This is a genomic window from Saccharothrix sp. (assembly GCF_031180885.1).
Lineage (GTDB): Bacteria > Actinomycetota > Actinomycetes > Mycobacteriales > Pseudonocardiaceae > Actinosynnema.
This window is the reverse complement of sequence record NZ_JAPSLK010000005.1, coordinates 111,152-130,312: the sequence shown is the minus strand read 5'-3', so window position 1 is coordinate 130,312 and position 19,161 is coordinate 111,152. Positions and strand designations below refer to the sequence as shown.

The window sequence follows — 19,161 nt, the reverse complement described above, 5'->3', positions numbered from 1 at the left end:
GGTGACCTGTGTTCGGAGTCGACGTGGGAGGAGCGGACATGCGGGGCGTGGTGGACGCGCTGGTCGTCCGGTACGAGAGCAGTCAGCGGGTCGTCCTGGCCGACGACGCCCCGGGGCCGCGGCAGTGGTTCGCCGGCGTCGACCACGTGGACGAGCACGGCGACACCGTCGAGACCATCGGCTACGCGGTCCTGCACGTCCTCGACGGGCTGCTCGTCGTCGATTCCGTGCGGTTCAAGGGGAAGTGGCAGGGGCGCGGGCTGGAACCCCTGCTCGTGGGCATGGCGATCGACCACCTCGGGGCGGGTCGGCCGGTCGAGCTGCGGGTGCCGGACGAGGTGCTGGCCGAGCGGCTGGGGTTCGAGCGGCGCGACGGCGTGTGGAGGCTCGACCCGGCGGTGGGCCGGTTCGCCGACGCGATGAAAGCGGTCCGCGCGGACGTGGGGTGATCCCCCGCGCCGCGGCGGCGCGGGGGACCGGACTCAGCTACCCGCCTTGAGCAGGGCGTTCATCTCGTCGATCTCCTTCTGCTGGGCGTCGATGATCTGCTGCGCCAACTTCTTCGCGTCGGCGTTGACGCCCTGCTGGAGTTCGGTCTTGGACATGTCGATCGCGCCCTGGTGGTGCTTGACCATGCCTTCGAGGAAGAGCTTGTCGAAGTCGGCGTCCTTGGCCTGCTTCAACTTCTCCATCTCCTCGGCGGTCATCATGCCGGCCGCGGACGAGCCGTGACCGTCGTGCTCGCCGCTCGCCGGGGGCGCGCCCCAGGCGGCCAGCCACGCCGTCATGGTCTTGATCTCCGGGTCCTGCGCCTTCTCGATGCGGGCGGCGAGGTCCAGCACCTTGGGGTTCGACGTGCGGCCCTGGGCGAGCTTGGACAGCTCGATGGCACCCTCGTGGTGCGGGATCATGCCCTGGGCGAAGGTGATGTCGGCGTCGTTGCGGTCACCGGACGGCGCGGCGGATGCGCTCGTGGTGGCAGCGGTGGTGGTGGTGTGGGTGGCGCCGTGGCCGCCGGAGTCGGTGTTGCCGCACCCGGCGAGCACGAGGCCGGTGGTCAGGACGGCCAGCGCCGTCCCGACGAGGTTCTTCCTGGTCATGGTGTCCTCTGCTGTTGTGCGTTCGGGTTGTCCGTCCTGTGTGGACGACGGATCACAACCTGAGCACGCAAAGGGTTGCCAGCAGGGCGGGTGCGCCGCGTGGTCCGGGTGGTGAGTGGACGACGCGGGCGAGCAGGGTGCCGAGGCGTTCGGCGGTCTTGCGGTCGCGGAAGGCGATCAGGGCCAGGGCCGCCAGGGCGAGCGCGGCACCGAGGACGGCCAGGCACAGGTGCAGCGCGTCGTGGTCGTTGGGCGCGGGTTCTTCGGGGGTACCGTGGGTGCAGCAGGCCGTTGCGGCCGGTGCGTGGCCGTGCTCGGCATGGGTGCCGAGGCCGTGCTCGGCCCGGGTGCTGAGGTGGTGCATGCCGATGACCGCGAACACGACCGTCCACACCAGGACCCAGTGCGGGGCCCGGCTGCGGACGAAGGCGGTCACGGGCCCCAAGATACACAACCTACGAAGCTGCATAGTAGCGGCGCTGTTGTTGATCGCACAGGAGTGTTGCGGTGGCTCAGCAGAATGTTAGCCTCCGTCGGATTTTACCCCCGCGGGGTATCGGATAGGGGAGAGCCATGCAGGATTCGCACGACCACGCGGCACACGAGGGCCACCACGGCGCTCACGAGAGGCACGACGCCGGCCATGAAGTCCACCACGGCGGCCACCACTCCGATCATGGGGAGCATGGTGGGCACGAGGGGCACGGTGCGCACGTCGGGCCGGTGACCTGGGGCATGGCCGCGTCGGCGACCCTGCACTGCCTGACCGGGTGCGCGATCGGCGAGGTGCTGGGCATGGTCATCGGCACCGCGCTCGGCTGGGGCAACCTGCCCACGATCGCGCTCGCGGTCGCACTGGCGTTCGTCTTCGGCTACGCCCTGACCATGCGCGGCGTGCTCAAGGCGGGCGTGGGCTTCCGCGAGGCGCTGAAGGTGGCGCTCGCCGCCGACACCGTGTCGATCATCGTGATGGAGGTCATGGACAACGGCGTGATGCTCGTGGTCCCCGGCGCGATGGACGCGGGCCTGGCGTCCCTGCTGTTCTGGGGCGCGCTGGCGTTCGCGTTCGCGGTCGCCTTCGTGGTGACGTGGCCGGTGAACAAGTGGCTCATCGCGCGCGGCAGCGGACACGCCGTGGTGCACGCGTACCACCACTGATCGACGTTTCGGCGGACCGTGCGCGGCAACTCTGCGTGCATGGGACTTTCCGCGCCGTTCCGCCGCACCCGCGACGCCCACGCCCGCGACGGCGGCCGGCCACTCGGGGGTTACCTCGTCTCGCTGGCCGCCTACGCCGCGCTGGCCGGTGGCGCGGTCGTGCTGGGGCGGCGCAGGGGTGTCCGACTGCCGGACCGGGTCCGGGTGGCGGACGTCGTGCTGTTGGCGGTGGCGACCCACAAGGCGAGCCGGTTGCTGACGAAGGCGTCCGTCACCGCCGTGCTGCGGGCGCCGTTCACGCGCTACGAGTCCCCGGCGGGGGAGGGCGAGGTCAACGAGTCGGTGCGCGGTGAAGGGGTCCGGCACGCCGTGGGCGAGTTGGTGACCTGCCCGTTCTGCGCCGGGGTGTGGGTGGCCGGCTTCCTCACCGCCGGTCACGTCCTCGCGCCGCGCGCGACCGGTCTGGCGGTGACAGCCCTGACGGCGGTCGCGGCGTCGGACTGGCTCCACCTCGGCTACGACCGAGTGAAGCAGGCGGCCCGGGGGTAGGCGTCGTCCCTGGCCTGCCCGAGGTCGGTGCCGACGGCGGTGCCCGCTGGTCAGCGGCCGCGTGTCGGGGTGTGGCCGGCTACGCCGTGCCGCAGGGGTGTGGTCGGGTCGGGGGAGTGGGCGGGGGACACCTGCGGTGCCCGGTGTCCGCTGTCGGCCGGGGGTGTGGCGCGCTGGTCGCCGCCGGAGGGTTGCGCGCCGCTCTCGACCTCGTCCAGCCGGGCGGTCAGGGCCTCGATGACGGCGGTGCGGTGGGCGTGCGCGCGTTCGTGTTCCAGCACGCGCCGGAGGTCCTCGGCCGACAGCGACCGGATGCGGTGGCGCAGGTCGCCGAGCGCGAGGTGGTCGTAGTCCCGGATGGGGAAGGCGTCGTCCATGTGCGGTCGGCTACCCGGCCGCCGGGTGGGAAAACCTCCCTGCCGGGTATCCGGGGCGCAGCAGGAGGGAGACCGACCATGACCACCCCGCAGGACGACCGGGAGCGCGAGTACGACGCGGCGAGCCGCGCTTCCCTGGACGAGCAGTCCGACGGGCCGCTGGACGAGGGCAACCCGCCGGGCCGCTCGGACACCGGCTCCAGCCACCCCGAGGCGAGCCCGACCGGCAACATCGGCATCGCCGACTACGCCGTCGACGACGACCCGGACCGGGGGTAGGGCATCACCAACGAGTGACGGCGTGTTCACGCAATTCGGATGACCGGTCAACGGCTACACCCGAACGGCTGAGTCGGGCTCGCCTGACCGGGTGCGACCATCGTGAACCCCTGCACGCCGCCGCTTGAGGAGAGCCATGCGAAAGCTCCCGGGCACAACCCTGTTCGCAGCCCTGCTGGTCGCCGCCGTCGCCCCTGCCGCACCCGCCTCCGCCGCCGGTGCGGAGTCCTACGTCGTCCTGCTCCGGGACGGTGCTGCCCTGTCCGCGTTCACCGCCGACCCCGCCGTCGCGGTCACCCACCGCTACGAGTCGGCGGTCCGCGGCTACTCCGCGCGCATGACCCCGGCCACCGCGGCCCGCCTGGCCCGTGACCCGCAGGTCGCGCTGGTGCAGCGCGACGGCGTCGTCACCATCGCCGCCCAGTCCGTGCCCACCGGGATCGACCGGGTGGACGCCGAGGTCAGCCCCACCGCGCGGATCAACGGCGTCGACGAGCGGGTGGACGTGGACGTCGCCGTCATCGACACCGGCATCGACCTCGACCACCCGGACCTGAACGTGCACGCCGCCGGCGCCAAGAACTGCTCCAGCGGGCGCTCCGCGGACGACGGCCACGGCCACGGCACCCACGTCGCCGGCACCGTCGGCGCCAAGGACGACACCAACGGCGTCGTCGGCGTCGCGCCCGGCGCCCGCGTGTGGCCGGTCCGCGTGCTGAACAACAGGGGCAGCGGCTCGTTCTCCGACATCGTCTGCGGCATCGACTTCGTCACCGCGCACGCGAACGAGATCGAGGTCGCCAACATGAGCCTCGGCGGCTCCGGCACCGACAGCGCCTGCGGCTCCAACCAGGACGCCATGCACGAGGCGATCTGCCGCTCCGTCGCCGCCGGCGTGACCTACGTCGTCGCCGCCGGCAACAGCGCCGCGAACTCGTCGACCTTCGTGCCCGCCGCGTACGACGAGGTGATCACGGTGTCCGCGCTGGCCGACTTCAACGGCAAGCCGGGCGGCGGTGCCGCGTCCACCTGCCGGACCGACGTGGACGACACGTTCGCCGACTTCTCCAACTACGGCGCGGACGTCGACCTGATCGCGCCCGGCGTGTGCATCCTGTCGACCTGGCTGAACGGCGGCTACAACACCATCTCCGGCACGTCCATGGCCAGCCCGCACGTGGCCGGCGCGGCGGCGCTCTACAAGGCGACCCACCCGACGGCGTCCCCGGCCGCGGTGAAGTCCGCCCTCCAGGCCGCGGGCACGTCGGACTGGACCACGTCGACCGACCCGGACAGCACCCACGAGCCCCTGCTGAACGTAGCGACCTTCTAGGACTCCGAGTCCACTGTGGACTCCGGCCGGTCGAACCCGGCCGGGGTTCGCGCGTTCGAGCACTCGTCACGGTGAACTTTGAGCGCGCCTCGTTCGTCGGCGGCTCCACGGGGTAATCCTCCGGCAGAACGGAGGAGGTGGAGTGGTGATGGCAACCTACGGCGATGCGGTGGAGTTGACCGGGTTCACCGGGATTCGGAACCGGCGCGCCAGGAGCCGCCGGCCCGCCCTCGCGTTCGCCGCCGCGGTGCTGGTGGCGGGGTTGGCGGCGATCGTGGTGGACGAGCCGGTGGCGGGGTCGGCCGGGGTGCGGGCGCAGGTCAGCCTTGAGGTGCCCGAAAAGACCGCGCACATGCCGGCGGAGTGACCCCGGGTCGTGACCCACAAGGGCGGCCGTGGCGAGGAAGAGCACGGCTCCCACGACGCCGGTCACGTGCACGACCGTGGTGAACGCCGCTCGGGCGTTGTGCAGCAGGTCCGCGGCTTGGGCGGCGGGGAGGTCGCGGGCGGTGGCGATGGCGCCGGCCAGGGAGTCGGAATCCGACCGCCCGCGGTACACGGCCGCCGCGACCACGCCCAGCAGCGCGAAACCCAGCGAGCCGCCGAAGTAGTTGCCGGTCTCCGACATCGACGCCGCCGACCCGGCGCGTTCCGGCGGGACCGACCCCACGACCAAACCCGTGCCCAACGCGAACAACGGGCCGGTGCCCAACGCCGGCACGGTGATGCCCACGACCACGGCCACGAGCGAAGTCGCGCCGGCCACCTCCATGCTGCCCGGTGCCCGAGGTCCACCCGAACCGCGTCCGCCCACGCCTCGACGGCCCCCAAGACCCGGAACTCCACTTCCGGTACCTCTCCCTTGTTGCAAGCCTACTGCAAGTCGGGTCCCCGACCATGCGCGCAGCACTTCGTGAGGGGAGATGCGCGACATGCGCAAAAGGTTGCTTTCGCTGCTCGCGGTACCGGCTTTCATCACGGCCGCGGTGCTTGCCGGTGCCGGTCGGCGAGCGCCTACTCCGAGGCTGCGACGAACTCAACGCCACCTGTGGCCCGCACCTGTACTGCAAGACCGACGTCTACACGGGCTACGACTCGGACTACGAGTACTCGGCGGATGGCTGGCTGAAGTACGACGTGGACAACGACGGCAAGGGCCGGCTCCCGGTCATGCAACTCACGGGCTCCCCGGTCATCCACTGACGGCTCAGGCATTCGCCGTTGCGGTCCAAGGGTTTCCGCCGCCGAGTCCCTGAGCTGACGAAGGGGCCGCTGATCCGGTCGTTGTGCCGGTCAGCGGTCCTTTCGCCGTCAGTCCAGGCAGAACTCGTTGCCCTCGGGGTCTTGCATGACGATGAAGCCGCCGTCCAGCGGGGGGTTGGGTTCGTGGCGGCGGAGGCGGGTGGCGCCCAGGGTGACCAGGCGTTCGCATTCGGCTTCCAAGGCCGCCATGCGGGCTTCACCCTCCAGGCCGGGGGCGGCGCGGAGGTCGAGGTGCACTCGGTTCTTGGCGACCTTGTCCTCCGGGACCTGTTGGAAGAACAGGCGTGGGCCCTGGCCGTCCGGGTCTTCGATGGCGGAGCGGGTGTTGCGCTGGTCTTCGGGGACGCCGATCCGCGTCAGGAAGTCGTCCCACGCGGCCAGGGGGTCGGCGCCTTCGGGGAGGTCTACGCCGGGTGGGGCCGGGTGGACGTAGCCGAGGGCGTCGCGCCAGAACGTGGAGAGCGCGCGCGGGTCGTGGGCGTCGAAGGTGACCTGGAACTGGCGGCTCATACGGTGCTTCCGTTCGGTCCGAGTGGGTGAACGGAGCCACTGTGGCACCTTTCGCGGTCAGGTGCTGTCCGCGATTCGGCCAAGCGGCGCAGGAAGTTGCTGGATGTATCGGGGTTTGACGTGGTGGATGTTGGGGCGCTGGCTGAGGGTGGCCGGTGTGAGCCCGGCACGCCTGCATATGTCCTGCCCGTATCTGGGTGATGTGCCGGCGATGAACGTTCTGCGCTGGACTACGGGGACGCCGGGTGTGGTGGTGTCCGGCGAACGGCTTCGTGCCCTGGTTGGGAGTGCGGTGCGGTGGGCGGCGGCGGATGCCAGGCTGCCGAGCGCCTGACGGGTGGCGAGAAGTCGCCACTTGCTGGGTTGTGTGTGATTCGGTGGGATAGTGTTCGATCCTGCTCACCGGAGGTGCTGATGTTCGAACTGTCCGTCAACCTGGAGTGGCTCTTCGGGGAACGGGACGACCTCGGCGGACGTGTGCGGGCGGCGGCTGAGCTGGGGTTGCCGGCCGTGGAGGTTTGGGGTTGGCGGGGGCGGGACGTGGACTCGCTGCAACAGGCCCTGCGGGAGACCGGGGTCGAGTTGCAGACGATGTGCGTCGACCCGATGGGCACGCTGGTCGATCCGGCCACGCACGACGTGTTCCTGGCCGCGGTGGAGGACTCCGCCGCGCTCGCCGACCGGCTCGGGTGCCCGTACCTGGTGATCACCGCGGGGAACGAGCGCGACGTGCCGCGGGTGGAGCAGCGGCGGGCGGTGGTGTCGGCGTTGACGCGTGCGGCGGACGTGCTCGTGGGGCACCGGGCGGTGTTGTTGCTGGAGAACCTGAACTCGCGGGTGGACCACGTCGGGACGTTCCTGGACTCGACCGCGGAGTGCCTGGACATCGTGGACGAGGTCGGTTCGCCGCAGGTCGCGCTCCTCTACGACCACTACCACTCGCTGGTGATGGGCGAACGGCCGGAGGAGGTCCTGGCCGGGCGGGTCGACCGGGTCCGGCACGTCCAGATCGCCGACGTCCCTGGCCGGCACGAACCCGGGACCGGCACCGTCGACTGGGCCCACGAGCTGTCCGTCCTGCGCGACCTCGGCTACACCGGCCGGCTCGGGCTGGAGTGCACACCCACGACCGCCACCGCCCAAGCCCTGGCCCACATCCGTCGGGCGACGTCCTGACGTGCTCCGGCCCTGTGGATCGAGCGCGCCCAGGGCTGGTCGGGCGACCTGCGGTTCCAGCTGCCGGCGGGTGAGGGCGCCCTCCGCGAGTGCGAGACCGCGTTGGGCCGGCGGCTTGCCCGGTGGCCTGGCGGGACTGCTGCGCGAGTCGGACGGCGTGCTCGGCGAGTGCGGGTGAATCCGCGAAGCCGCGGGGGGTGCGCGACCATCCATCACACTGTTATCGTTCGGTGGCGGAGGGGGTGGTCGTGGTGGACCAGGTCGGTGTGGTGCGTGAGGTGTTACCGGGGTGTGCGCGGCGGTTCGCTGAATTGGTGGTTGGGGCGCCGCCGGACGCCAAGGCCACCGCCGACTGGACGGTGGCCGACACCGCCGCCCACGTGGCCTCCATCGCCACCATGTACACCTCGATCCTCGCCCCCCAAGGCGGCCCGGTGCCGGTCAAGCCGTTGGCCGAGGCGGTGCTCAAGGTCACCGTGGACACTGTCGCCGATCTGAACACCATGGCGTTGCGGCACTTCACGAATCGCGACACGGAATCGACAACCAAAGGGCTTCGGTCCGATGTGGACACAATCCTGCAACTGACCGAGGGCACCGACCACGACCGCACGGTCCCGTGGCTGGGTGACTCCCGGGTGCCCATCGGCGGCGTCCTCGCCCACCTGGTCAACGAACTGCTCGTCCACGGCTGGGACATCGCCCGCGCCGTGCGCGCCCCGTGGCCGATGCCCGCACGTGAAGCCGCGCCGTTCTTCGACCTGTTCGTGGTCGGCATGATCCGCAACGACACCGGGCTGCTGCTCCAAGGCCCACCGCCGAGCGAACGCCGCATCGCGGTGGCCTTCCGGTCCCGCCACACCGCGCCGGTCACGCTCGTGCTGCACCGCGGACAGGTCAGCGCGGAGAACGGCCCCGCGGACGTGCGCGTCAACTTCGACCCGGCCACGTTGAACCTCATGATGTTCGGCCGGATCAGCCGGGCCCGCGCCGCGCTCACCGGCAAGCTGTTCGTCTCCGGACGGCGGCCGTGGCTGCTGCCGGAGTTCCTGCGCACGGTCCGGCTGCCGACCAACGCCAAGCCGCTGAACGGATAAATCCGCCGCGCGCGAGGGCGGTCATCAGTCAGACTGCCAGCGTGTTGCTGACCTTGACCACGACCCACCAGCCGGCCACCGACCTGGGGCACCTCCTGCACAAGCACCCCGACCGGGCGCAGGAGTTCCGGACCTCGGCGGGGACCGCGCACGTCTTCTACCCGCGCGCCGACGAGCAGGAGTGCACCGTCGCCCTGCTGCTGGAGGTCGACCCCGTCGCGCTGGTCCGAGGTCCCGGCAGCACCCTGACCCAGTACGTCAACGACCGGCCGTACGTGGTGGGTTCGCTGCTGACGGTCGCGCTGGGCTCCGTGTTCCGCACCGCCATGAACGGCCGCAGCCAGTCCCGGGCGGAGCTGGCGGCGACACCGATCCCGTTGCGGGTCAACGTTCCCGTGCTGCCGCACGCGTTGGCGGAACGGCTGTTCGCGCCGTTGGGCTGGGACGTCGCGGTCGAGCCGATCGCGCTCGGGGACGGCACCGACTCGCGCTACGGCGACGTGACGCTGACCGGCACGCACAAGTTGTCCGACGCGCTCAAGCACCTCTACGTGCTCTTCCCCGTCCTGGACGGCAGCAAGCACTACTGGGTCGACGAGGACGAAGTGGACAAGCTGCTGCGCGCCGGTGACGGCTGGCTCGCCACCCACCCGGACCGCGAGCTGATCACCACCCGGTACCTGGCGCGCAAGAAGCCGCTGGTGCAGTCCGCGTTGACGCGCCTGGCCGACGTGGACGACGTCGAGCCCGAGGAACTGGACAACGCGCTGGCCGAGCCGACGATCTCGCAGGCGGAGCCCAAGGTCTCGCTGGCCGTGCAGCGGCGGGACGCGGTGGTGGCGGCGTTGCGGGCGGCCGGAGCGCGGCGCGTGCTGGACCTCGGCTGCGGTGGCGGTGCGTTGCTGCGCGCGCTGGTGCAGGTGCCGGAGTTCACCGAGATCCACGGTGTCGACGTGTCCGCGCGGGCCTTGCAGGAGGCGGCGCGCAAGCTGCGGCTGAACCGGATGGCGGACCGGCAGCGGGAGCGGGTCGTGCTGCGCCAGTCGTCGCTGACCTACGCCGACCCCGCGCTGACCGGGTACGACGCGGCGGTGCTGATGGAGGTCGTCGAGCACCTCGACCCCGAACGGCTGCCCGCGCTGGAGCACTCGGTGTTCGTCGTGGCACGGCCCCGAACCGTGCTCGTGACCACGCCGAACGTCGAGTACAACGCGTTGTTCGAGACCCTGCCCACCGGGCAGTTGCGGCACAGCGACCACCGGTTCGAGTGGACCCGCGCGGAGTTCCGCGAGTGGGCGCACGGCGTCGCCGAGCGGCGCGGCTACGCGGTGTCGTTCGAGCCGATAGGACCCGAGGACCCGGCGCTGGGCGCGCCGACGCAGATGGCTGCCTTCGTCCTCGATGACAACAGCACCCTTGGAGAGCAGGACTGATGGAGCTGAAGATCCCGGACCTGTGCCTGGTGGTGCTGGTCGGCGCCTCCGGCTCGGGCAAGTCGACGTTCGCGCGCAGGCACTTCGCGCCGACGCAGGTCCTGTCCAGCGACTACTTCCGCGGCCTGGTGGCCGACGACGAGAACGACCAGTCCGCGTCGGGTGACGCGTTCGACGTGCTGCACTACGTGGCGGGCAAGCGGCTCGCGGCCGGGCGCACCACGGTGATCGACGCGACCAACGTGCAACGCGCCGACCGGGCGCTGCTGGTGGAGATCGCGCGAGAGCACGACGTGCTGCCCGTGGCGATCGTGCTCGACCTGCCGGAAGAGGTGTGCCTGGCGCGCAACGCGACCCGGCCGGACCGCGACTTCGGTCCGCACGTCGTGCGCCGGCACCGCACCGCGCTGCGCAAGTCCTTGAAGTTCCTCGGCAAGGAGGGCTTCAAGAAGGTGCACGTGCTGCGCAGCCAGTCCGAAGTGGACGACGCCACGATCGTGCCCGAGCGGCTGCTCAACGACCTGCGCCACGAGACCGGGCCGTTCGACGTGATCGGCGACGTGCACGGCTGCCGCCAGGAGCTGGAGGACCTGCTCGGCGCGCTCGGCTACGACCTGGTCCGCGACGCGGAGGGCCGCCCTGTGGACGCGGTGCCGCCGGCCGGGCGGCGGGCGGTGTTCGTCGGCGACCTCGTCGACCGCGGGCCGGACACGCCGGGCGTGCTGCGGCTGGTGATGGGCATGGTGTCCTCGGGGCACGCGTTCGCCGTGTGCGGCAACCACGAGCAGAAGCTGGTGCGCGCGCTGCGCGGGCGGAACGTGCAGGTCAAGCACGGTCTGGCGGAGTCGCTGGCGCAGTTGGCCGCGGAGACCGAGGAGTTCCGCCGGCAGGTGGAGCGGTTCTGCGACGGGCTGGTGGCGCACTACGTGCTGGACGGCGGTGACCTGGTGGTCGCGCACGCCGGTCTGCCCGAGCGCTACCACGGCCGGGCTTCGGCGCGCGTGCGCGGTTTCGCGCTCTACGGCGACACGACCGGCGAGACCGACGAGTACGGGCTGCCGGTGCGCTACCCGTGGGCGACCGAGTACCGCGGGCGCGCGACCGTCCTTTACGGACACACGCCGACGCCGGAAGTGGAGTGGGTCAACAACACCATGTGCCTGGACACCGGTGTGGTGTTCGGCGGCAAGCTGACCGCGTTGCGCTACCCGGAGCGCGAGGTCGTCTCCGTGGAGGCGCGCAAGGTCTGGTACGAGCCGGTGCGCCCGCTGGTCGCCGCCGCGCCGGACCGCGAGCCGGACGTGCTGGCGCTGGGCGACGTCTCTGGTCGGCGCACGATCGAGACCGCGTACCGGGGCCGGGTCACCGTGCGGCCGGAGCAGGCCGCGTCCGCGCTGGAGGTGATGAGCCGGTTCGCGGTCGACCCGCACCGCCTGCCGTACCTGCCGCCGACGATGGCGCCGACCGCCACGTCCAAGCGGCCGGACGTGCTGGAGCACCCCGGCGACGCCTTCGCCGAGTACCGCGCGGCGGGCGTGCGGGAGGTGATCTGCGAGGAGAAGCACATGGGCTCCCGCGCGGTCGTGCTGGTGGGCAAGGACTCCGGCGCCGTCTACACGCGCACGGGTCGGCCGTTCTTCGACGGGGAGCTGGGGGAGGAGCTGCTGGCACGCGTGCGGTCGGCGGTGACCGAAGCCGGGTTGTGGGGGGAGTTCGACACCGACTGGCTGTTGCTGGACGCGGAGCTGATGCCGTGGAACGCCAAGGCCACCGGCCTGATCCGGGACCAGTACGCGGCCGTCGGCGCGGCGGCCGTGGGTGCGCTGAGCGCGGCGTTGGAGGTGTTGCGGGCGACCGCCGCGCGCGGTGTGGACGTGTCGGAGTTGTTGGCGCGCACCACGTCCCGTTTGGCCAACGCCGTCGGGTACCGGGACGCGTACGAGCGGTACTGCTGGCCGACCACGGGTCTGGACGGCGTTCGCCTGGCGCCGTTCCAGCTCCTGGCGACCGAGGGCCGCACGTACCACGACCGTTCGCACCTCTGGCACCTGGAGACGTTGGCGCGCTTGGACTCGCCGTTGTTCACCCGCACCCGGCACCTGGTGGTCGACACGGGCGACGAGGATTCCGTGGCGGCCGGTGTCCGGTGGTGGGAAGAACTGACCGCGGCGGGCGGCGAGGGCATGGTCGTCAAGCCGCTGGCCAACCTCACGGTCGGTGAGCGCGGCCTGGTGCAGCCGGGCGTGAAGGTGCGCGGCCGGGAGTACCTGCGGATCATCTACGGCCCGGACTACACCGAACCGGCGAACCTGGACCGGCTGCGCCAGCGCGGGTTGGGCGCGAAGCGGTCCTTGGCGTTGCGCGAGTACGCGCTGGGGTTGGAGGCGCTGGAGCGGGCGGCGCGCGGTGAACCGCTGTGGCGGGTCCACGAGTGCGTGTTCGCGGTGCTGGCGCTGGAGTCGGAACCGGTCGACCCGCGGTTGTGATGGGGCCGCCCCCGGGAGTCGTCCCGGGGGCGGCGCTTTACTACCTGAGGGCGTAGGCGCGGATGATGGTTTGGCGCTGGGAGTCGTCCTCGGGGTCGGCGATGTTCGTGCGCAGGGAGGCGAATTTCGCGTCTGCCGGGTGGAATGCGATCGCCTTCCACTGCGTGCCGTCACGGGTGATGCCGATGTGCGGCCGGCCTTGGCCTGCCTTGACGTCCACTCACTGTGATCCGCTCAGGGTGGCCTTGTCGCCGGTCACCAGGGTCACCGTCACGCCCGGTTCGGCGGGAGTGGTGTTCGTTGGTGCTGCTTCGGCTTGAGCCGGGACGACCGTGGCGGTGGCTAGTGCCACGGAGAGCAGGCTCGACCGAGCCCCCAGTGGGACATCGACCCCTCCAGAGAACCGCGACAACACCTCGCCGGTTGTCGCTTCCGGCGAGCAATACGCGGTCACCCGGCTCGGGCGTTGCCTTGCCCGAAGGAAGGGTCAGGGCTGGTGCGGCGGCTGCTGCTGCGGCGGATAAGGCGGCTGCTGCTGGGGCGGGTGCGGCGGCTGTTGTTGCGGCGGGTATTGCTGCTGGGGGAACTGCTGCGGCGGGTACTGCTGGTGGGGGTACTGCGGCGGGTACTGGTGCTGGGCCGCTCGGCGGCGTCGATTCCGTCGAACGACCACCACGATCAGCACGATCACGCCGATGATCAGCAGCAGGACGAACACGCCGATGCCGATGATCCACCACATCACCGTCTTCCCGAACGAGTTGTCCGGGTCGGGTTGGATCTTGCGGGGACCGAAGGCCTTCTCCAGCTCCTCCGCCGTGCCGGAGTACTCCTCGCCGTTGAGCGTGAGGACGACCTTGTCCACCTCGGCCGGGTAGGTGTCCCACACCAGGCGGGCGATGTCCTCGCCGTTGCCGCCTTCCGGGCCGCCGGTGGCGGTGATGCTCACCGTGTCGAAGCCGTTGCTGGTGTTGTGGTTCACCGAGACGTTGGAGTAGCCGGCGTCGTTGATGCGCTTCGAGAGGTTCATGACCTCGGTCAGGGCGCCGCAGGCGGTGGCCACCAGGAGGCACAGGAGTACGACTGCCAGGCGCTTCATCACGGTTCCCCTCGACTCGCCACGACGGTGAGGGTACTGCCGGGGGCGGCGGTTCGTGCTGGACACGCCGGGTTCGGCCGGAGCGGCATTCGGGGAGAAGCCGCGGGTCGGCCCGGTGTGCCACCTTCGGACAATGGGGACGCACGCGGTTGTGCTCGGCGGCAGCATGGGTGGTCTGTTAGCCGCGCGGGCTTTGGTGGGGCACTACGAACGGGTGACCGTGGTCGACCGGGACGCGCTCCCGGCCGGGGCGGATCACCGGAAGGGCGTGCCGCAGGGCAAGCACTTCCACACCGTGCTGTTGCGGGGTGCGCAGGCGCTCGAACAGATGTTCCCGGGGCTGGTGGACGAGTTCGTCGCCGAGGGCGTGCCCCGGTCGAACTTCACGCTTGAAGCGACTTTCGTGCTCAACGGCCAGCGGATGATCCGCACGGACACCGGGGCGACGGCGATCCAGCTCACCCGGCCCATGCTGGAGGGCACGATCCGGTCGCGGGTGGCCTCCCACCCGGGCGTGAAGGTCGTGGACGGACAGGAGGTCCTGGAACCGGTCTTCGACGGCCGAAGGGTGACCGGGGTGCGCACCTCGGCGGGCCTGCTGGAGGCGGACCTGGTCGTGGACGCGCTCGGGCGGAGTGGTCGGAGCCGGAAGTGGATGGCCGAGTGGGGTTTCCCGGTGCCCGCCGAGGACACCATCGAGATCGACACCATGTACGTGAGCCGGTTGGTGCGGCCGAAGGTGCCGTTCCGGGACAAGCTCACGCTCGTCGGACCGATCCCGGGCCGGCCGAACGGGTTCGCGTACGCCGCGCAGGAGGGCGACCGGTGGATGCTGACCGTGGTCGGCATGGCGGGCGACCACCCGCCGACCGACGAGGACGCCTTCCTCGAGTTCCTGCGCCGGTCCGCGCCGCCGGACGTGTTCGAGTCCATCGCGTCGGCCGAACCGCTGACCGAGCTGCGGGCGCACCGGTTCCCGGCCAGCCTGCGCCGGCGCTACGAACAGCTCAACCGGTACCCCGAGGGGCTGCTGGCGTTCGGTGACGCCGTGTGCAGCTTCAACCCCATCTACGGGCAGGGCATGACGGTCGCGGCGATGGAGGCGGAGGCGTTGCGCAAGTGCCTGAGCGAGGGCGAGCACGACCTCGCGCGCCGGTTCTTCCGGGCCGCGGCCAAGATCATCGACCCGGTGTGGCAGTTGAACGCGGGCGGTGACCTGGCGCTGCCGGAGATCCCGGGGCGGCGGCCGTTGTCGACGCGGCTGGTGAACCGGTACGTGTCGCGGCTGCAGAAGGTGGCCGGGCACGACCCGGTGGTGGCGACGGCGTTCGTGCGCACGATCGGCCTGCTGAACCCGCCGTCGTCCATGTTCGCCCCGCGCGTGCTGGCCCGGGTGCTGTTCGGTCGGGCCTGACCTGTCACGGGTCGCGTACGCGCTGCTACGGGCGTCTGCCGGCGGCGAAAATGAGGTCCGGACTGTCGGTGTGCCCCGGTAGGGTTGATCTGTCCGGGGCGCCGATGCCCTTTTTCGCGCGCCCGTTTTTCTTCTGGGGGACCTCGCATGACTTCCGCAGGTGTGTCCGACGCCGTGGCGCCGCCACCCGAGCTCAGCCGCGGCGACCGCACGGTCATCGGTGTGCTGCTGGTGGCCACGTTCGTGGTCATCCTCAACGAGACCATCATGGGCGTCGCGCTGCCGGTGCTGCTCAACGAGCTGCACGTCTCGGCGGCCGTGGGGCAGTGGCTGACGGCCGGCTTCCTGCTCACCATGTCCGTGGTGATCCCCATCACGGGCTTCCTGATCCAGCGCTTCTCCACCAAGGCGCTGTTCGGCGCGGCGATGGGGCTGTTCAGCGTGGGAACGCTGATCGCCGCCCTGGCGCCGGGCTTCGAGGTGCTGCTCGCGGCCCGCGTGGTGCAGGCCTCCGGCACGGCGATCATGCTGCCGCTGCTGATGACCACGGTGATGACCCTGGTGCCCGCCGAACGCCGCGGCGCGGTGATGGGCAACATCTCCATCGTCATCTCCGTCGCGCCCGCGATCGGTCCGACGGTGTCCGGCGTGGTGCTGGACCTGTGGGGCTGGCGCGCCATGTTCTGGGTAGTGCTGCCCATCGCGGCGGCCGCGATGGCGCTGGGCCTGAAGTTCGTCTCGCCGGTGGGCGAGCGCAGCGACGCGCCGATCGACCCGGTGTCGGTCGTGCTGTCGGTGTTCGGCTTCGGCGGCCTGGTCTACGCGCTGTCCAGCATCGGCCACTCCGGCGGCTCGGCGTCGACCACCCTGTGGGTGTCGCTCGCGGTCGGCGTGGCGGGCATCGCGGCGTTCGTCCTGCGCCAGGTCTCCTTGCAGCGCAAGGACCGGGCACTGCTGGACCTGCGCACGTTCGGCGTGCGGACGTTCACCATCACCAGCGTGCTGATGATGGTGATGATGGGCCTGCTGCTGGGCGTGGCGACGATCCTGCCGATCTACATCCAGAACGTCCTGAAGCTGGAGCCGCTCACCACGGGCCTCCTGCTGCTGCCCGGCGGTCTGCTGATGGGTCTGCTGTCGCCGTTCGTGGGCCGGCTGTACGACAAGGTGGGGCCGCGCATCCTGCTGATCGTGGGCACGGTGGCGACCAGCGCGTCCCTGTGGTTCGCCACCACGTTCTCGGCCGACACGGCGGCCTGGTTCGTGCTCGCGTTCCACCTGCTGCTCAGCCTGGGCTTGGCGTTCTCGTTCACGCCGTTGTTCTCGGCCGGCCTGGGTTCGTTGCCCATGCGCCTGTACTCCCACGGCAGCGCGGTCTTCGCGACCGCGCAGCAGCTCGCGGCGGCGGCCGGTGTGGCCCTGCTGGTGAGCGTGATGAGCGCGCGGGCGGCGAGCCTGAGCGCGTCCGGGGACGCGGCGGGCGCCGAGATGGGCGGCGTCCACACGGCCATGCTGCTGGCGGCGGTGCTGTCGCTGGTGGCGGTGGTGGGCGCGTTCACCATCAAGGGCGGCAAGGCGGAGACGCCGGCCGCGCACTGAGGTTCGTCGCGGTATTGGTGCCCGGGAGCCCTTGTGGGTTCCCGGGCACCGGCGTTTAGCAAGGCTGGCGGCCTGCGAGGCGCGGGCTAAGTGGCCAATGCCGGGGGAGAGGACCGTGGTGAGCGCGGACCCCGTGGTCGGCGCAGGCGATCGACGCACAGGGCGGCCGCATCGCGGTGCCCTACACGACGGTCGCGGTCGTCAGCGTTCGGCGGTAGCGGACCTCGTGCAGTTCGACGGTCCCGTCGGCGATCGTCTCGACCCTCGTCCTGCCGTCCGGTGACCAGCCCGCCCGCGCGTAGAACCGGCGCCCCCGGTCGTTGGAGCCCAGCACCCACAGGGTCGCCTCGTGGTAACCGCGCTCCTGCAACGCGGCGACCGCGTGGTCCAGCAGGGGGCGGCCCTGGCCGCTGTGCCAGTGCGTCGGGTCGAGGTTGATCGCGTGCAACTCGCCCGTGCTCGGCTCGGCGTCGTCGTCGCGGCTCGGGCCGACGACCGCGAACCCGGCGACGGCATCCTCGTGCTCGACCACGAACCCCCGGACGCGTCCGCCGCGAGCTGCCGTTCCCACCCTCGCCGGCGGTTTTCGACGGACAGCCCGGCCAGGAAGTCCTCGGGCATGTGCCCGGCGTACGCGACCCGCCAGGCCTCGACGTGGATCCGGGCGATCTCGGTGGCGTCGGAGGTGGTCGCGGGCCGGATGTGTGGGCTGGGCACGGGGCGAACATCGCACCGCCGCCAGCACCGCACGGTCACTTCTGCCCGAAGGTCGGCAAGCCCTACACCGCCACCCTGACCGTGACGGACCGCAAGAACCAGCCAGGCACCACGACCCGAACCGTCCGCTGCCACAAGCACATCGACACCCTGTTGTGCTTCGCTTCCTGATCACCTGAACGGGTGCCGGTCCTCGCCGAAGGACCGGCACCCCATCGCCGCCGTCCCGCTACCCTGGGTGCCTTCAGCACGACGGAGGGGTGCGGCATGGGGGTTCGGCGGTTGCTGGAACGGGTCCGGGCGCGGCAGGCGGAGGGGATCGTCGCCGTTCCCGTGCGGTCGGAGGAGCCGATCGGGGACGCCACCGCGTTCGTGCCCGGCGAGGTGTACCTCGAAGTCCGGCTGCGGCAGATGTGGCTGACCAACGAACGCGAGCTGTGGCGCGAGTACCAGCCGTTCGGCGCGGTCGTCACCGAGTTCCTGCGCGACGGCCGGCGCGTGTCGATCCCGTCCGTGCTGGGCGCCAACGAACTCAGCCGCCGCCTCCAGGTCACCGCGGCCGACGACGCCATCGAGGTGGGCAACATCCGGGTCGCCGGGCCCGTGCCGTACGAGGGCGACGACGTCAGCGTACTGCTCGCGCTGTTCCGCACGCGGACCGCCGACTGGATGGCCCGTTCCCTGACCGTTGTCGAGGACGTGGCCTCCGCGGTCGGTTTCACCGGCCTGGTCGCCACGACCGCCATCGCCGACGCCCTGGTGCGCGGCGTCGAATCGTTGCTGGACATGAACGACGTCGAGCTGCGCGTGGGCGCGTACTGCGCCTGGTCCTCGCCCACCGGCCCGGACGGCACGCCCGCGTCGTCCACCGAACTGCGGCCCACGCACTACGCGATCATGCGCCGACCGCGCGTCGGCACCTCGGCGTCGGACCTGGACGCGTTGCGCGTCAAGGACGGCCGCCTGCACCGACTCGACAACGGCGTGCTCGTGCCCTACAGCGAACACGACTTCATGCTGATCAGCGTGGAGGCGAGGAAGAACCGCGACGACGTCCGCGGCCTGCCCTGGTACCAGCTGTGGACGCAGACCCTGCGCCTGCTGTTCGACGGCGACCTCACCGGCGCGCGCCAGCGCTGGCTCCAGACCGCCGGCGCGATCTTCACCGACGACCTGACCCGCGGCCACCGGCAGCGCCTGTACGAGGAGTGCGAACTGGAGTTCGCCGCGCAACTCCAGCGCTTCGCCGCGGCCGGCATGGCGTTCCGCGGCGACGACACCCCCACGACCGCACCCGCCACGGCCGACGACGTGGTCCGCCGGGTGTTCGGGTGAACGCGGAGGACGCCCTCCACGAGCAGGTCATGCAGGCCAACGCCCGGCTGGGCGCAGGCCGCCGCGACGAGGCAGAACGCCTCCTGAGCCGAACGGGAGGGTCGCCGGACGACCGGGCCTGGGCTCTGTTGACCATGCAGGCCACAGACCCGACCTACACCGCCCGCCCTTTCGCGGACCCGGTGAACTGGGCGTCCTTCGCCGTCTTCGGCGCAGGCACCTAGCCGGCCCGTGCG

General features: G+C 71.2%; 23 protein-coding genes. 15 read left to right on the top strand and 8 right to left on the bottom strand.

Going from position 1 to position 19,161, the window contains the following annotated elements; genetic code table 11:
• Positions 1-38: 38 nt before the first annotated feature.
• Positions 39-449 carry a hypothetical protein gene (locus tag RIN75_RS10280; protein ID WP_309111596.1) on the top strand — a complete coding sequence of 137 codons (411 nt, stop codon included), beginning with the start codon at positions 39-41 and terminating at the stop codon, positions 447-449.
• 33 nt (positions 450-482) lie between these two features.
• Here RIN75_RS10280 and RIN75_RS10275 read toward each other — a convergent pair whose 3' ends face one another.
• Together RIN75_RS10275 and RIN75_RS10270 are read right to left on the bottom strand one after the other, a co-directional pair.
• On the bottom strand, positions 483-1,100 hold the full coding sequence (locus RIN75_RS10275; RefSeq protein ID WP_309111595.1) for a DUF305 domain-containing protein: 618 nt from the start codon (positions 1,098-1,100) through the stop codon (positions 483-485).
• A gap of 52 nt (positions 1,101-1,152) precedes the next feature.
• Complete coding sequence (locus tag RIN75_RS10270; protein ID WP_309111594.1) at positions 1,153-1,536, bottom strand: hypothetical protein; 384 nt, start codon at positions 1,534-1,536, stop codon at positions 1,153-1,155.
• Positions 1,537-1,673: 137 nt separating this feature from the next.
• On the opposite strand from RIN75_RS10270, the gene RIN75_RS10265 reads away from it, so the two are divergent.
• Positions 1,674-2,258 (top strand): DUF4396 domain-containing protein, encoded by a 585-nt coding sequence (locus RIN75_RS10265; protein ID WP_375295934.1) that lies wholly within the window; start codon positions 1,674-1,676, stop codon positions 2,256-2,258.
• 39 nt (positions 2,259-2,297) lie between these two features.
• Positions 2,298-2,807 carry a DUF1360 domain-containing protein gene (locus tag RIN75_RS10260; RefSeq protein WP_309111593.1) on the top strand — a complete coding sequence of 170 codons (510 nt, stop codon included), beginning with the start codon at positions 2,298-2,300 and terminating at the stop codon, positions 2,805-2,807.
• 50 nt (positions 2,808-2,857) lie between these two features.
• Here the strand turns inward: RIN75_RS10260 and RIN75_RS10255 are convergent, their stop codons facing one another.
• Positions 2,858-3,184, bottom strand: coding sequence for a hypothetical protein (locus tag RIN75_RS10255; RefSeq protein ID WP_309111592.1), 327 nt, complete (start codon positions 3,182-3,184; stop codon positions 2,858-2,860).
• Positions 3,185-3,262: 78 nt separating this feature from the next.
• Between RIN75_RS10255 and RIN75_RS10250 the strand changes: the two genes are divergently transcribed.
• The 4 genes from RIN75_RS10250 (at position 3,263) to RIN75_RS10235 (ending at position 5,999) form a co-directional block, all read left to right on the top strand.
• Entirely contained in the window at positions 3,263-3,463 is a 201-nt protein-coding gene (locus RIN75_RS10250; protein ID WP_309111591.1) for a hypothetical protein, read from the top strand.
• Between the two features lie 136 nt (positions 3,464-3,599).
• The gene (locus tag RIN75_RS10245; protein WP_309111590.1) at positions 3,600-4,796 is read left to right on the top strand and encodes a S8 family peptidase; all 1,197 of its coding nucleotides are present in this window, start codon (positions 3,600-3,602) and stop codon (positions 4,794-4,796) included.
• Positions 4,797-4,944: 148 nt separating this feature from the next.
• Positions 4,945-5,163, top strand: coding sequence for a hypothetical protein (locus RIN75_RS10240; protein ID WP_309111589.1), 219 nt, complete (start codon positions 4,945-4,947; stop codon positions 5,161-5,163).
• Between the two features lie 629 nt (positions 5,164-5,792).
• The gene (locus RIN75_RS10235) at positions 5,793-5,999 is read left to right on the top strand and encodes a hypothetical protein (protein WP_309111588.1); all 207 of its coding nucleotides are present in this window, start codon (positions 5,793-5,795) and stop codon (positions 5,997-5,999) included.
• Between the two features lie 108 nt (positions 6,000-6,107).
• Here RIN75_RS10235 and RIN75_RS10230 read toward each other — a convergent pair whose 3' ends face one another.
• The gene (locus RIN75_RS10230) at positions 6,108-6,569 is read right to left on the bottom strand and encodes a VOC family protein (RefSeq protein ID WP_309111587.1); all 462 of its coding nucleotides are present in this window, start codon (positions 6,567-6,569) and stop codon (positions 6,108-6,110) included.
• Between the two features lie 414 nt (positions 6,570-6,983).
• Between RIN75_RS10230 and RIN75_RS10225 the strand changes: the two genes are divergently transcribed.
• From RIN75_RS10225 to RIN75_RS10210, 4 genes are all read left to right on the top strand, one after another.
• Positions 6,984-7,745, top strand: a complete 762-nt coding sequence (locus RIN75_RS10225; protein ID WP_309111586.1) for a TIM barrel protein — start codon at positions 6,984-6,986, stop codon at positions 7,743-7,745.
• A gap of 230 nt (positions 7,746-7,975) precedes the next feature.
• A complete protein-coding gene (locus RIN75_RS10220; RefSeq protein WP_309111585.1) occupies positions 7,976-8,842 on the top strand; it encodes a maleylpyruvate isomerase N-terminal domain-containing protein in 867 nt (288 codons plus the stop codon).
• A 41-nt stretch (positions 8,843-8,883) separates the two neighbouring features.
• Entirely contained in the window at positions 8,884-10,275 is a 1,392-nt protein-coding gene (locus RIN75_RS10215) for a 3' terminal RNA ribose 2'-O-methyltransferase Hen1 (RefSeq protein ID WP_309111584.1), read from the top strand.
• Positions 10,275-12,761 (top strand): polynucleotide kinase-phosphatase, encoded by a 2,487-nt coding sequence (locus RIN75_RS10210; protein WP_309111583.1) that lies wholly within the window; start codon positions 10,275-10,277, stop codon positions 12,759-12,761. Before RIN75_RS10215 ends, RIN75_RS10210 begins: the two co-directional genes overlap by 1 nt.
• 40 nt (positions 12,762-12,801) lie before the next feature.
• On the opposite strand, the gene RIN75_RS10205 is transcribed toward RIN75_RS10210, so the two are convergent.
• The 3 genes from RIN75_RS10205 to RIN75_RS10195 form a co-directional block, all read right to left on the bottom strand.
• On the bottom strand, positions 12,802-12,981 hold the full coding sequence (locus tag RIN75_RS10205; RefSeq protein ID WP_309111582.1) for a hypothetical protein: 180 nt from the start codon (positions 12,979-12,981) through the stop codon (positions 12,802-12,804).
• Positions 12,982-13,113: a hypothetical protein gene (locus tag RIN75_RS10200; protein ID WP_309111581.1), complete on the bottom strand. Its 132-nt coding sequence runs from the start codon at positions 13,111-13,113 to the stop codon at positions 12,982-12,984. It lies immediately after the preceding gene.
• 135 nt (positions 13,114-13,248) lie between these two features.
• Positions 13,249-13,860, bottom strand: a complete 612-nt coding sequence (locus RIN75_RS10195) for a hypothetical protein (RefSeq protein WP_309111580.1) — start codon at positions 13,858-13,860, stop codon at positions 13,249-13,251.
• Between the two features lie 133 nt (positions 13,861-13,993).
• On the opposite strand from RIN75_RS10195, the gene RIN75_RS10190 reads away from it, so the two are divergent.
• Together RIN75_RS10190 and RIN75_RS10185 are read left to right on the top strand one after the other, a co-directional pair.
• A complete protein-coding gene (locus RIN75_RS10190) occupies positions 13,994-15,274 on the top strand; it encodes an FAD-dependent monooxygenase (RefSeq protein WP_309111579.1) in 1,281 nt (426 codons plus the stop codon).
• Positions 15,275-15,421: 147 nt separating this feature from the next.
• Positions 15,422-16,873: a DHA2 family efflux MFS transporter permease subunit gene (locus RIN75_RS10185; RefSeq protein WP_309111578.1), complete on the top strand. Its 1,452-nt coding sequence runs from the start codon at positions 15,422-15,424 to the stop codon at positions 16,871-16,873.
• Positions 16,874-17,054: 181 nt separating this feature from the next.
• Here RIN75_RS10185 and RIN75_RS10180 read toward each other — a convergent pair whose 3' ends face one another.
• Entirely contained in the window at positions 17,055-17,444 is a 390-nt protein-coding gene (locus RIN75_RS10180) for a GNAT family N-acetyltransferase (protein ID WP_309111577.1), read from the bottom strand.
• Positions 17,445-17,857: 413 nt separating this feature from the next.
• On the opposite strand from RIN75_RS10180, the gene RIN75_RS10175 reads away from it, so the two are divergent.
• Together RIN75_RS10175 and RIN75_RS10170 are read left to right on the top strand one after the other, a co-directional pair.
• On the top strand, positions 17,858-18,925 hold the full coding sequence (locus RIN75_RS10175) for a hypothetical protein (protein WP_309111576.1): 1,068 nt from the start codon (positions 17,858-17,860) through the stop codon (positions 18,923-18,925).
• Positions 18,922-19,149, top strand: a complete 228-nt coding sequence (locus RIN75_RS10170) for a hypothetical protein (RefSeq protein ID WP_309111575.1) — start codon at positions 18,922-18,924, stop codon at positions 19,147-19,149. Before RIN75_RS10175 ends, RIN75_RS10170 begins: the two co-directional genes overlap by 4 nt.
• The last annotated feature ends 12 nt before the right edge of the window (positions 19,150-19,161 follow it).